Origin of the sequence: Polaromonas sp. C04, assembly GCF_002002705.1 — a bacterium.
Taxonomy (GTDB): Bacteria; Pseudomonadota; Gammaproteobacteria; order Burkholderiales; family Burkholderiaceae_C; genus Rhodoferax_A.
In genome coordinates this window covers 476,588-488,933 of the sequence record NZ_MUNS01000041.1, presented here as the reverse complement: position 1 = coordinate 488,933, position 12,346 = coordinate 476,588, and the positions used below count along the sequence as shown (strand labels likewise).

Annotated in this window: 10 protein-coding genes and 1 tRNA gene; 7 read left to right on the top strand and 4 right to left on the bottom strand. The window is 67.5% G+C overall.

Annotated elements, in window-relative coordinates:
• The first annotated feature begins 12 nt into the window (after positions 1-12).
• The 7 genes from B0E49_RS18685 to B0E49_RS18655 all read left to right on the top strand — a co-directional run bounded on the left by B0E49_RS18685 (position 13) and on the right by B0E49_RS18655 (position 8,943).
• Positions 13-243, top strand: a complete 231-nt coding sequence (locus B0E49_RS18685) for a hypothetical protein (protein WP_077564076.1) — start codon at positions 13-15, stop codon at positions 241-243.
• 1 nt (position 244) lies between these two features.
• On the top strand, positions 245-838 hold the full coding sequence (locus B0E49_RS18680; RefSeq protein ID WP_077564075.1) for a GNAT family N-acetyltransferase: 594 nt from the start codon (positions 245-247) through the stop codon (positions 836-838).
• A gap of 13 nt (positions 839-851) precedes the next feature.
• The gene (locus B0E49_RS18675; protein WP_077564074.1) at positions 852-2,054 is read left to right on the top strand and encodes a vWA domain-containing protein; all 1,203 of its coding nucleotides are present in this window, start codon (positions 852-854) and stop codon (positions 2,052-2,054) included.
• A 4-nt stretch (positions 2,055-2,058) separates the two neighbouring features.
• Positions 2,059-3,936, top strand: coding sequence for an autotransporter assembly complex protein TamA (locus B0E49_RS18670; RefSeq protein WP_286138116.1), 1,878 nt, complete (start codon positions 2,059-2,061; stop codon positions 3,934-3,936).
• On the top strand, positions 3,936-7,808 hold the full coding sequence (locus B0E49_RS18665) for a translocation/assembly module TamB domain-containing protein (RefSeq protein WP_077564073.1): 3,873 nt from the start codon (positions 3,936-3,938) through the stop codon (positions 7,806-7,808). The genes B0E49_RS18670 and B0E49_RS18665 overlap by 1 nt, the downstream gene beginning before the upstream one ends.
• Positions 7,809-7,851: 43 nt before the next feature.
• Positions 7,852-7,926, top strand: a tRNA-Arg gene (locus B0E49_RS18660).
• A 129-nt stretch (positions 7,927-8,055) separates the two neighbouring features.
• Positions 8,056-8,943: a DMT family transporter gene (locus B0E49_RS18655; protein WP_077564072.1), complete on the top strand. Its 888-nt coding sequence runs from the start codon at positions 8,056-8,058 to the stop codon at positions 8,941-8,943.
• A gap of 134 nt (positions 8,944-9,077) precedes the next feature.
• Here the strand turns inward: B0E49_RS18655 and B0E49_RS18650 are convergent, their stop codons facing one another.
• From B0E49_RS18650 to B0E49_RS18635, 4 genes are read right to left on the bottom strand one after another with little or no spacing between them, the layout of a single operon-like run.
• The gene (locus B0E49_RS18650) at positions 9,078-9,806 is read right to left on the bottom strand and encodes an ABC transporter ATP-binding protein (RefSeq protein ID WP_077564071.1); all 729 of its coding nucleotides are present in this window, start codon (positions 9,804-9,806) and stop codon (positions 9,078-9,080) included.
• Entirely contained in the window at positions 9,803-10,537 is a 735-nt protein-coding gene (locus B0E49_RS18645; protein WP_077564070.1) for an ABC transporter ATP-binding protein, read from the bottom strand. Before B0E49_RS18645 ends, B0E49_RS18650 begins: the two co-directional genes overlap by 4 nt.
• Positions 10,534-11,481 carry a branched-chain amino acid ABC transporter permease gene (locus B0E49_RS18640; protein WP_077564069.1) on the bottom strand — a complete coding sequence of 316 codons (948 nt, stop codon included), beginning with the start codon at positions 11,479-11,481 and terminating at the stop codon, positions 10,534-10,536. The genes B0E49_RS18645 and B0E49_RS18640 overlap by 4 nt, the downstream gene beginning before the upstream one ends.
• Positions 11,478-12,341 (bottom strand): branched-chain amino acid ABC transporter permease, encoded by an 864-nt coding sequence (locus B0E49_RS18635; RefSeq protein ID WP_077564068.1) that lies wholly within the window; start codon positions 12,339-12,341, stop codon positions 11,478-11,480. Before B0E49_RS18635 ends, B0E49_RS18640 begins: the two co-directional genes overlap by 4 nt.
• Between the last annotated feature and the right edge of the window lie 5 nt (positions 12,342-12,346).

Below are 12,346 nucleotides of genomic sequence, written 5' to 3'. Positions count from 1 at the left end.
ACCCGCGCTGCCATGCACAAGTCGCTGTGGATCGAAGGCCTGTCGGACGCCATCGGCTTTGTCGCCGGCGCGCTGCTGGGCTACGGCCTGGCCAGGGTGATCGGCCTCGACCCGCTGGCACCGGGTTATGAGACCGCGACCGTTTTCGGCATCGTGCTGGTAGGTCTGGGTGGCGGCATTGGACTGCAATTGACGCGGCGCTGGCGCGGCGCCCCCCGCAACCCGAAAGCCCCGGAGAACTGAGATGGCATTCGTGGAACCCACCACGCTGGCGGCACGCGGCATCCGGTTGGTGCCGTTGTCGCTGGAGCATGAAGAAGGCCTGCGCCTTGCTGCCGCAGATGGAGAACTCTGGCGCATCCGCGTCACGTCCGTGCCGGAGCCGGGCCAGACGCGCCAGTACATTGCGGAGGCGCTGGCCATGCGCGAGGCCGGCAATCGCTTCGCCTTTGCCGTGACGGACGAAGCCACCGGCACGGTGCTGGGCAGCACCAGCTACCACGACATCCTGCCCGCCGTGCGCCGCGTGGAAATCGGCTGGACCTGGTACGCAAAACGCTGCCAGCGCACCCATGTCAACACCACCTGCAAGCTGCTGATGCTGACCCACGCCTTCGAGACGCTGCACTGTCATGTGGTGGGCTGGCGCACCGACAACTTCAACCATGCCTCGCAACGCGCCATCGAACGCCTGGGCGCGCGCAAGGACGGCGTGATTCGCGGCCACGCGCTGCGCCGCGACGGCAGCATCCGCGACACCGTGATGTACAGCCTGCGCAGCGGCGAGTGGCCGGAAGTGCGTACCCAACTGCTGTACCTGCTGGACAAGCCGCGCTAGGAGGACAGGCACCATGCTGATCGACTTCTTCTACACCCTGCGCTCGGCCAAGCTGCCGATCTCGGTCAAGGAATACCTGACGCTGCTCGAAGCCCTGCAGATGGGGGTCGTGGGGCCGGCCAGCGACAACGCGGACGGCAGCGGCTACAAGATCGACGACTTTTACTACCTCAGCCGCACCACGCTGGTGAAGGACGAGAAGCACTACGACAAGTTCGACCGCGCCTTTGCCGCCTACTTCAAGGGCGTGGAGCTGATTGCCGACTTCACCAAGGACATCCCGCTCGAGTGGCTGCGCAAGAACCTGGAGCTCGAACTCAGCCCCGAAGAGAAGGCCAGGATCGAGAAGATGGGCTGGGACGAGCTGATGGAAACGCTCAAGAAGCGTTTCGAAGAACAGAAAGAGCGGCACGAGGGCGGCAGCAAGATGATCGGCACGGGCGGTACCTCGCCATTCGGCGCCTATGGCTACAACCCGCAGGGCATTCGCATCGGGCAGGACAAGAGCCGCAACAAGAGCGCCGTCAAGGTCTGGGACCAGCGCGCCTACAAGGACTACGACGACCAGCAGGAGCTGGGCACGCGCAACATCAAGATCGCGCTGCGGCGACTGCGCAAGTTCGCGCGCGAAGGCCACGAGGAAGAGCTGGACCTGGACGAGACCATCAGCAAGACGGCCGCCAACGCCGGCTGGCTCGACATCAAGATGCGCCCCGAGCGCCACAACAATGTCAAGGTGCTGCTGCTGATGGACGTGGGCGGCACCATGGACGAGCACATCGCGCGCGTGGAAGAAATGTTCTCGGCCACCAAGACCGAGTTCAAGCACATGGAGTTCTATTACTTCCACAATTGCGTGTACGACTTCATGTGGAAGAACAACCGGCGCCGCTTCAGCGAAAAGTTCGCCACCTGGGACATCATCCGCAAGTACAACAAGGACTACAAGCTGATCTTCATCGGCGACGCGACCATGAGCCCGTACGAGATCCTGCAACCGGGCGGCAGCGTGGAATACAACAACGAGGAAGCCGGCGCCGAATGGATGCAGCGCCTGACCAACGCCTTCCCCAAGTTCGTCTGGATCAATCCCGAGCCGCAGGGCGTGTGGCAATACCGCCAGAGCATCAGCGTGATCCAGCAGCTGGTGAACCACCGCATGTTTCCGCTGACCCTCAAGGGACTCGAAGAGGCCATGCGCCTGCTGTCAAAATAGCCGGATGATCAAGCGCTGGGTGGGCAAACTGCTCGAAAGGCTGGTGTTAGTGCCAGCCTTTTTTATTTTGATGGCCGTCGCTGCGGCAGGCTCGCAGGCACAGACGCTGCCGTCTGAGGGGGCGCCAGCTGCACCTGCCGGCGACAGCACCGCGCACGCGTTCGAGATTGAAGTCCAGGCGCCCAAACCCGTGCAGGACTACCTGCTGCGCCACCTTGAACTGCGGCGTTACCAAAGCCTCACCGATCTGGACGACAGCGAACTGGCGCGCCTGGTCGGCATGGCCGAGCCGAACGTGCGCGAGCTCATGGGCACCCTGGGCTATTTTTCGCCCGACATCCATCTGGAGTTGCGCGAGACGCGGGGCAACCCCCGCTCACCGCGCCTGGTCGTCATCACGGTGCAACCCGGTGAGCCGGTCCGGGTGAGCGGCGTCAGCTTCGAATTCGCCGGCCCGATCGCGACCGACGAGGCGGCAGCGGCGCAGCGCCGGGCCATCCAGGCCGGCTGGCTGCTCGGCGCGGGCATGACGTTCACGCAGGCGGCGTGGGACGCCGCCAAGACGCAGGCGCTGCGCGAACTCACCACCCGGCGCTATCCGGTGGGCCGGCTCTCGAGCACCCGCGCCGACATCGACCCCGAGACGAAGACCGCGCGCCTGAGCGTAACGCTCGACTCCGGCCCGCTGTACCGGCTGGGCGCTTTGCAGATCAGCGGCACGCAGCGCTACGGCAACGACCTGGTGCGGCGGCTGGCACGCCTGGCACCGGGCGCCGACTACGACCAAACCCGGCTGGTCGAGGCGCAGCGACGCCTGACCGACAGTGGTTATTTTGACTCGGCGGTGGTGTCGCTGGACACCACGGGCGACCCGGCCGCGGCGCCCGTACTGGTACAGGTGCGCGAGGCCAAACTGAAAAAAATCGTGCTCGGCATCGGCGCCAGCACCGACAGCGGAGCGCGTCTGTCGGTGGAGCATACGAACCAGCAGCTGCCCGGCATCGGCTGGCGCGCCGTCTCCAAGCTCTCGCTCGATCGCGTCACCAAATCGATCGGAACCGAGCTCACCTCACCGCCCGACGACGACAACTGGCGCTGGGTCACCTCGGCACTGGTGCAGCGGGAAGAGTCGGGCAGTTTTGAAGTCACCAGCCAGCGCCTGCGCGCGGGCCGCACCCAAAGCGGTGAGCGCATCGACCGCAGCTACTACCTGCAATACGACCGGGCCCAGCCCAACGATGTGGGTACCCCCACCACGGCAGAGGCCCTCAGCGCCAACTACGCCTGGACCCAGCGCAATTTTGACGCCCTGCCCTTCCCCTCGCGTGGCTACGGGCTGGGGGTGGAACTGGGCGGTGGCGTCACGCTGGGCGCAGACCGGCAACCGTTCGTGCGCACAGACATCCGCTGGCTGGGCTATGTGCCGCTGGCCAGCAGCCAGGACGGAACCCCCGCAGCTATGCGCGCCGGGCGCATCGAACTGCGGGCCGAGGGCGGCGCCGTGCTGGCGCGTGAGCAGGCCAATCTGCCGAGCACCCAGCTGTTCCTGACCGGCGGCGGCACCACGGTGCGCGGCTACGACTATCGCAGCATTGGTACCACCTTGCCCAACGGACAGACCGTTGCGGGGCGTTACCTTGCGGTGGGCAGCGTTGAATGGCAGCACCCCATCACCGTCAACGACCAGCTCACCGACTGGGAGAGCACCGTTTTCGTCGATGCAGGCGCCGTCGCCGACAAACCGGCCGAACTCCGGGGCAAGGTGGGCATCGGCGCCGGCGTGCGCTGGAAAAGCCCGGTGGGGCCACTGCAGATCGATCTGGCGTATGGCGTGGCCGTCCGGCGCCTGCGTCTGCACCTGAGCGTGGGGTTTACCTTTTGATGAAGCTGCGCAGCATCATCCTATGGCTGGTTCTGGCACCGCTGCTCGTGGTGGCGGGCCTGCTGTCGGGCCTGTGGGTCTGGAGCGGCACCGACACCTCGCTGGCCAGCGCGCTGCAGCAGGCATCGCGCTATTTGCCGGCCGGGCAAACTCTGGTCGCCGAGCAGGTGCAGGGCTCCGTGCGCCGGGGCGGGCGCATCGGACACCTGCGCTGGGAAAGCAAGGGCCTGGTCGTCGAAGCCCGCCAGATCGAGCTGGCCTGGCAGCCGGCGGCCTTGCTGCAACGGCGGTTGCAGCTGGACACCCTGCACATCGCGCAGCTCAGCATCGACGACCAGAGTCCGGCGACGGCCGCACCAACGCCGCAAAGCGTCGTGTTGCCGTTTCGGGTCGGGCTGGCCTTTGCCATCGATGCGCTGCACTGGAACGGCTCGCCCGCGCTGCAGGCCAGCCATCTAGCGGGCCGCTACCGGTTCGACGGCAGCCGCCACGAACTGAGCGTGGACGGTGTCCAGGTGGCAGCCGGCCAGTACCGCGCCCAGGCCAGTTTGCTGGCGCGCGCGCCGTTGACGCTGGCGCTGCAAGTGCACGGCACGTTGACCGCCCCCGTGCCGGGCAGCACCCAGGCCTTGCCGCTGGTGGCGGATGCCTCTGCGAGCGGCGACCTCGCGGGCCCGGATGCCTTGCTGAACGTGCAGGCCCTGCTGCAACCGGCGCCCTCTGCTGCCCCGCCCGGCACCGGGAACGCGGCCCGCCTAGCCATGCAGGCCACGGTGTCAGCGCAAATCAATCCTTGGGCGACGCAACCCGTGGCCCGCGCCGATGCGACGTTTAGCGACTTGAACCTCTCCGTGCTGTGGCCCGAGGCACCCCAAACCTTGCTGACGGGAAGCGCGCAGGTCCAGCCCGACGGCAACGGCTGGCGGGGTCAGGGGCGCGTTGCCAATCGGCTGAGCGGCCCCTGGGACAAGGGCCGCCTGCCGCTGGACGGCGCGCAGGGCCAGGTCCGCTTCGACGCCGGCCAGTGGCGCATCGAATCGCTCGCGGCCGACCTCGCCGGCGGGCGCCTGCAGATGCAGGGTCAATTTGCCGGCTCTGGCACGGCGGGCGCTGCACCCGGCTGGCAAGGCAGCGCACAGCTGCAAAACATCAACCCCGCGGCGCTGTACTCGTCGCTGGCCGCCGCGCGGCTGGGCGGCAAGCTCGACGCCAGGGCCGTGGGCCAGGCCATTGCGTTCGACGCGCAGTTGCAGCCATCGGGCAAGCAACCCGCCGCATCACGCCTGCAGGGCCTGCACTTGCGCAGCGCGTCAGCCGGGGGGCAATGGGCCGATGGCACGCTGCGCCTGCAAACCCTGAAAGTGCAGACAGACGACGCCCTGCTGCAAGGCCAGCTGGATGTGCAACTGGCCAGCAAGGCGAGCCGCGGCCAGTTGCACCTGAGCCTGCCGGGCGGGCAAGCCGATATCGCCGGTCATCTCAGCGCGCAGGCGGGCGCCGGCGACTTTGCGCTGCACCTCGCGGATGTCGACAAGGCCTCGCGCTGGCTCGCGAAGCTGCCCGGCCTGCCCCCATCCCTCTCAAGCACGTCGGTGCAGGGCCACGGGGAGCTCACGGGCCACTGGCAGGGTGGCTGGCAACACCGGGGTGCGCAACTGGCGTTGCAGGCCGCCTTGCGCGTGCCCCGGATGGACCTGCGGGCTCCCGACCAAACGCCTGAGCAGGCGCTGCACCTGAGTGAACTCAATGCCGATCTGGCGGGGCACCTCGGCGCGCTGAACCTGCACGCCAGCGGCGGGCTGCAAACGGGCACGCGCCGCTTCAATCTGCAAACCCGGGCCACCGGCGGCCGCGGCACCAACGGCGACTGGCAGGCACGGATCCAGTCGGCCACGCTGCAGGCGCAGAACAGCCCGCAACCCGGCCACTGGACGGTGCAGCTGCGCGAGCCGCTCACCATCGGCTGGAGCCCCGGCAACGGCGCAGGCACGCTCGGCGCGGGCGAGGCCAGCTTGAGCAGCCCGCTGCCGGGCGCGGCCACGCTCAGCTGGCAGCCCGTGCGCTGGCGTGTTGACGGGTCTCACAGCGAACTCCAGACGCAGGGCCAGTTGCGCGCGCTGCCTCTGGCCTGGCTCGACCTGCTCGGCAACGAACAATTGGCCAAGCTGGGCCTGCGCGGCACGATGTTGTTTGACGGGGACTGGGATGTGCAGGCCACCGACACCCTCAAGCTGCGGGCCTCGCTGTTGCGGCGCAGCGGTGACATCCGGGTCCAGGCCGATGAAAATGTCGCGGTCAAAGGGAGCATCAGCGCGCTGCAAGGCATTGACGCGGGCGTGCAGCAAGCCTCCATCACCGTGACGGCCGATGGCCAGGCCCTGCACGGCGCCCTGCGCTGGGACAGCGAGCGCGCGGGGCAGGTCCAGGCCGACTTCGCCACCCGGCTCAGCCGCGGCAACGCGCACACGGGCGAGGGCTGGCGCTGGCCGGCCGATGCGCCCCTGACGGGCAGCGTACGGGCGCGCTTGCCGCAGGTCGGCGTCTGGTCGGTGCTGGCGCCGCCGGGCTGGCGCGTGCGCGGCACGCTGGACGCCAACGTCGCCCTGGCCGGGACCCGCGCATCGCCGCAATGGCGCGGCACGCTGACGGCCGACGACCTGGCGCTGCGCTCGGTGGTCGATGGCATCGAGTTCAGCCACGGCAAGTTGCGCGCCAGCTTCACCGGCCAACGCATGGACATCCAGGAATTCAGCCTGCAGGGCGCCAGCGTGGGCACCAGCAGCGGCGGCCAGCTCACGCTCAAGGGCTTCGCCGAATGGCTGCCGGACAGCACTGCCGCGAAGCCCGGCCTGTCCAAAATCCGCATGACGCTGCAGGCCCAGGCGCAAGGCCTGCGCGTCCTGTCCCGCACCGATCGGCGCTTGACCGTTTCGGGGACACTGCAAGCCGGGTTGAGCGACGCCACGCTGGAGATCCGCGGCGCGCTCAAGGCCGATCAGGCGCTGTTTGTCGTGCCCGACGATACGGCGCCGACGCTGGGCAGCGACGTGGTGGTCAAATCCTCAGGCAAGAGTGCGGCGCAGGGAGCCGCCCGCGGCCCCGACAACGCGGCCGCCCCACCCGCCGCAGCCCCGCCCGGGTCGCGCCTTGCGACCGACGTGGCGATCACGCTGGACCTGGGCGGCGACTTTCGCGTGCAGGGCCGCGGACTCGATACACGGCTCGCGGGCACGCTGCAGCTCGCCAGTGCCGGCAACACGCAAGCGCCGCCCCGGCTCACCGGCGAAGTGCGCACCGTGCGCGGCAGCTACAGGGCCTATGGCCAGCAGCTCGACATCGAAGAAGGCGTGCTGCGCTTTACCGGCCCCTATGACAACCCGGCGCTCGACATTCTGGCGATCCGGCCGAATCTGACGGTGCGGGTCGGCGTGCAAATCGGCGGCACGGCGCTGTCGCCGCGCATCCGCCTGTACGCCGACCCCGACCTGCCCGACGCGGAAAAGCTGGCCTGGCTGGTGCTCGGCCATTCGGGCGCCGAAGGCGGCGCCGAAACCGTGATGTTGCAGCAGGCTGCGCTGGCCCTCCTGGGCGGCAATGGCAAAGGCTTGTCCGGCGGCCTGGCGCAGTCCCTCGGCCTGGATGAATTGTCGTTTCGGGGCGCCGCCAGCAACGCCGACGGCAGCAGCAGCGCCGCGGCCGTCACGCTCGGCAAGCGGCTGTCGCGCGGCTTCTACGTGGCCTACGAGCGCAGTCTGGCCGGCGCAGTGGGCACCTTCTCCATCTTCTACGATCTGTCGCGGCGCTTCACCCTGCGCGCGCAGACCGGCGAGCAAAGCGCGATCGACCTGATTTTCACGGTGCCGTACGACTGAGCGCCCCGAACCAAACGCCTGCTGGCCCTACAATTCCGGCTGCCTCCTCGTAGTTCAATGGATAGAACGGGTGCCTCCTAAGCGCCAGATACAGGTCCGATTCCTGTCGAGGGGACCAGGGCCTGGCGTGGCACCGGGTTACACGGGAAACCAGCCTCAAGCCATTGTCAATCGGGCGTGGCTTGCTATTTTTCCCATAGCAGATTCACGACATCCTTCATACCCTTCACCAGCCCGACATTGCCCCATGGCATCTCTTGCATCATCCCGGCGCGGCGCGCTGTCTGCGCTGCTGGCCACCATTTTGATCTGGGCGTACAGCTGGGTCGTGATGAAGCAGGTGCTGGCGCATGCCGGGCCACTCGACTTTGCGGCACTGCGCTACCTGCTCGGGGCGGCGGGGCTGTTTGCGGTGTTGCTGCTCGCCCGGCAATCCCTGCGGCCACCACCGCTGTTGCCAACGGTGTTGATCGGGCTGTGCCAGACCGCCGCGTTTCAGGGGCTGGAACAACTGGCGTTGCTGGGTGGCGGCGCGGGCCACGTGGCGCTGCTGGCCTACACCATGCCGTTCTGGGCGGTACTGCTGGCGTGGCTGCTGCTCGGCGACAAGCCGAGTGCGCGCCACTGGCTCGGCCTGGTGCTGGCTGCGCTCGGGCTCTTGTGCATCATCGCGCCGTGGCACGCCATGGGCAGCGTCCTGAGTACCACGCTGGCGATTGCCGGTGGTGCCGCCTGGGCCGCGGGCACCGTGCTGAGCAAGCGCCTGTTCCGCCAGCAGCAAGGCGTGTCCGTGCTGGGTCTTACCGCGTGGCAGATGCTGATCGGTGGCGCCGCGCTCGGCCTCGTCGCGCTGGCGGTGCCGCAGCGGCCGATCGACTGGGACTGGCCGTTCATCGGCGCGCTCGCCTACAGCGCCGTGCTGGCATCGAGCCTGGCGTGGTGGCTATGGGCGATCGTGCTGCAACGGCTGTCCACCACAGCCGCCAGCGTGTCCAGCCTGGGCGTGCCGATCGTCAGCGTGCTGCTGGCGTGGCTGATCCTGCATGAGCAGCCGTCGGCCATGGAGTTGCTCGGTATCGTTTTCGTGCTGCTGGGGCTGCTGGCCGTCAGCGGCGTGGGGGCGCGGCAACGCTGACCCCGCGCGCAGGGCCCTTGCGCGCGCGATTCCTGTCCGGAAACCAGGCATCATGGCTTGGCTTCATTCAGCATGAAATAGCGCGTAAGCCCTTATCCATCCTGCACAAGTCGCTATCTTTTCAAGAGCGACCGCTACAACCCCAGATAAGCCTGCTGCACCGCCGGGTCATCGATCAGGTCCCTCGCCAGGCCGCTGTGCACGACCCGGCCGGTTTCCATTACGTAGCCGCGGTCGGCACCCGATAGCGCGAGCTGCACGTCCTGCTCGACCAGCAGCACGGTCACGCCGTCGCGCTGGATGGCGGCGAGCACCTCCATCAGCTGGTCCACCACGACGGGGGCGAGGCCCAGGCTCATTTCATCGACCATCATCAGCACCGGCGCGGCCATCAGCGCGCGCGCCATCGCGCACATCTGCTGCTCGCCGCCCGACATGCTGCCGGCCAGTTGGCGCCGGCGCTCGGCCAGGCGCGGCAGCAGCGCATACATCTTGTCGAGGTCGCGCGCGACGGCGGCCTTGTCGTGGCGCCGGTAGCTACCCATCAGCAGGTTGTCCTGCACGGTCATGCGGTCGAACAGCTGGCGCCCCTCGGGCACCTGCACCAGCCCCAGGCCGAACACCTGGTCGGGCGTCATGCCGGCGATCTCCTGCCCGTTCAGGACGATGCTGCCGGTGCAGGGCAACATGCGCGAGAGCGCGCGCAGCAGCGTGGTCTTGCCGGCGCCGTTGCTGCCCACCAGCGCCACCATCTCCGCCGGATACACCTCCAGCGCCACCTCGTGCAGCACGGGCATGCCGCCGTAGCCGGCGCCAAGGTTTTCGACCTTCAACAAGGGCGTGCGACCTGCTGGAGCGCTCATGTGCGTTTCTTTCCGAGATAAGCCTGCACCACGGTCGGGTTGGCCAGCACTTCATCGGGCGTGCCGTCGGCGATCTTTTCGCCGTGGTGCAGCACCAACAGGCGGTCCGACAGGCTCTTGATGGCCTTGATCACGTGCTCGATCACCAGCACGCTGATGCCCTGGTCGCGCACCTTGCGGATGACGTCGATGACCTCGTCGATCTCGACGTGGTTCAGGCCGGCCATGACTTCATCGCACAGCAGCACCTTGGGCTGCATCGCCAGCGCCTTGGCCAGCTCCAGCCGCTTGCGGCCCGGGCCACCGAGCTCATCGGCGCGCTGGGCTATGAATTTGCCCAGGCCCACGAATTCGAGGCAACTGCGCGCCTGCTCGCGCGCCTTGGCCAGTTGCGCCTGGCCGCCGCCGCGCCCGAACAGCGCGCCGACCGCCACGTTGTCGAGCACCGACAGGCCGGGAAACGGCCGCATGATCTGGAACGTGCGGCCGATCCCTAAGCGCGCGCGGCGAAACGCCGGCAGGCGGTTGATCGATTCGCCCTGGAACAGCACCTCGCCCTCGCTCGGCGCCAGCGTGCCGCTGATGAGGCTGATCAGCGTGGTCTTGCCGGCGCCGTTGGGGCCGATCAGCCCCAGGATTTCGCCTGGCGCGAGCGTGAAGCTGACGTCACTGACGGCCACCAGCCCGGCAAAGCGCCGGGTCGCGTGGCGGACTTCGAGTAGCGCGGTCATAGACGGTGTGCCCGGATGTTTTCGCTGAAATAGCGCCAGCCGGTTTTCCGAAAGCGCCGCAGCATGTCGGCCAGGCCGCGCGGCATCAGCACCACGGCCGCAACAATCACGATGCCGAAGAACAGGCCGGCAATGCTGGTCACCTCGCTCGACAGGAATTCGGAAATGGCCGACAGCGACAGCGCCCCGACAATGGGTCCGAGTACTGTGCCCGCGCCGCCGAACACGGCCATGATGATCATCTTGACGTTCAGGCTGATGTCAAAGGCGCTGTCCGGGTCCAGAAAGGTGATCCAGTAGGCGTGGATGCCGCCGGCCAGCGCGCTGAAAATGCCCGAGAGCGCAAACGCCATGACCTTGTACAGCGTGGTGTTCACGCCCATCACGGCCGCGCCCTCCTCGTTCTCGCGAATCGCGATGAGCCCGAAGCCGAAGCGGCTGCGCGTGAGCCAGAAGATGGTCAATGTGGCGATGACAAGCAGGCCCAGCGACAGTTCGTAGAACAGCCGGTCGTTGTTCAGCGGCGGCAACACCAGGCCGATGTTCTGGCCCGCCAGAGGGATGTTGGAAACAATGGCTGCCATGACCTGCGACAGCGCCAGTGTGGCAATCGCAAAGTAATGGCCCTTGAGGCGCAGCACGGGAATCCCCAGCAGCACGGCAAAAACCACCGCCAGCAGCACACCGAACACCATGCCGACCTCGAACGGCAAATGCCACTGCACCATGGCGATGGCGACGCCGTAGGCGCCCAGTCCGTAAAACACGGAATTGCCGAACGAGGCGTACCCGGTGTAGCCGCCGATGATGTTCCAGCCCTGCGCCAGCACGGCCAGCAGCAGTGCGTTGATGCCGAACTGGATCAGCACGTCCGAGCCATACCAGGGCACGCCAGCGAGCACCAGCACCGCGGCCCCAATCAAGCCGATGTGCCACGCCTTCATGCGGTTTTCCCCAGCAGGCCCGTGGGCCGCACGATCAGCACCAGCACCAGGATGCCGAAGCTGGCGACATCGGCGAAAGTGGGGCCGATGTACAGGGTGGTCAACGATTCCACGATGCCCAGGAACAGCCCACCGACGATGACGCCCAGCGGGTTGTCCAGCCCGCCGATGATGGCGATGGCAAACGACTTGGCGGTGAGCGAGGCCCCGATGTACGGGTTGATCTGCGACACCGTGCCATACAGCCCGCCGGCCGCGCCCGCCAGCGCGATGCCGATGGCGAAGGTCACGGCGTACAGGTGCCGCGGCTCGACGCCGTACAGGCGCGCCGCCACCAGGTTCTGCGCCGTGGCACGGATCGCGCGCCCGAGCCGCGTGTGCAGCAAAAACAGCCACATGCCCAGCGTCAGCACAATCGCCATGCAGAACGCGCCGAGCCGCGCCACCGGCAACACCACCGGCCCCCAGGCCAGGCTGTTACCGGCATAAGGCGGGTTGATGGTGCGGAAATCCGCCGAAAACGCCAGTTGCGCAAGGTAAGTCAGCACCACCTCGAGACCGAAGGTGATCAGCAGGGTGTTGAACATCGGTGCGCGCACGACCAGGTTCAGCAGGCCGCGCTGCAGCGCGTAGCCCAGCGCGAACATGACGACGGCGGTGATGGGCAGCCCCAGGAACGGATCGATGTGCAGGTAGGTGTACAGATGCCACGAGACATAGGCACCGACCATGATGAAGGCGCCATGCGCCAGATTGACGATGTTGAGCACCCCCCAGACCAGGGCCAGGCCGAGCGCCATCACGGCGTACAGCCCGCCCAGGAGAGTCCCGTTGACGAGGATTTGTGCGAGCAGATCCACCTGAA

Bases quoted from the DNA above. Each gene is read 5' to 3' on its own strand.
- B0E49_RS18685 (WP_077564076.1), top strand. From the start codon at position 13: ATGCACAAGTCGCTGTGGATCGAAGGCCTGTCGGACGCCATCGGCTTT.
- B0E49_RS18680 (WP_077564075.1), top strand. From the start codon at position 245: ATGGCATTCGTGGAACCCACCACGCTGGCGGCACGCGGCATCCGGTTG.
- B0E49_RS18675 (WP_077564074.1), top strand. From the start codon at position 852: ATGCTGATCGACTTCTTCTACACCCTGCGCTCGGCCAAGCTGCCGATC.
- B0E49_RS18670 (WP_286138116.1), top strand. From the start codon at position 2,059: ATGATCAAGCGCTGGGTGGGCAAACTGCTCGAAAGGCTGGTGTTAGTG.
- B0E49_RS18665 (WP_077564073.1), top strand. From the start codon at position 3,936: ATGAAGCTGCGCAGCATCATCCTATGGCTGGTTCTGGCACCGCTGCTC.
- B0E49_RS18655 (WP_077564072.1), top strand. From the start codon at position 8,056: ATGGCATCTCTTGCATCATCCCGGCGCGGCGCGCTGTCTGCGCTGCTG.
- B0E49_RS18650 (WP_077564071.1), bottom strand. From the start codon at position 9,806: ATGAGCGCTCCAGCAGGTCGCACGCCCTTGTTGAAGGTCGAAAACCTT.
- B0E49_RS18645 (WP_077564070.1), bottom strand. From the start codon at position 10,537: ATGACCGCGCTACTCGAAGTCCGCCACGCGACCCGGCGCTTTGCCGGG.
- B0E49_RS18640 (WP_077564069.1), bottom strand. From the start codon at position 11,481: ATGAAGGCGTGGCACATCGGCTTGATTGGGGCCGCGGTGCTGGTGCTC.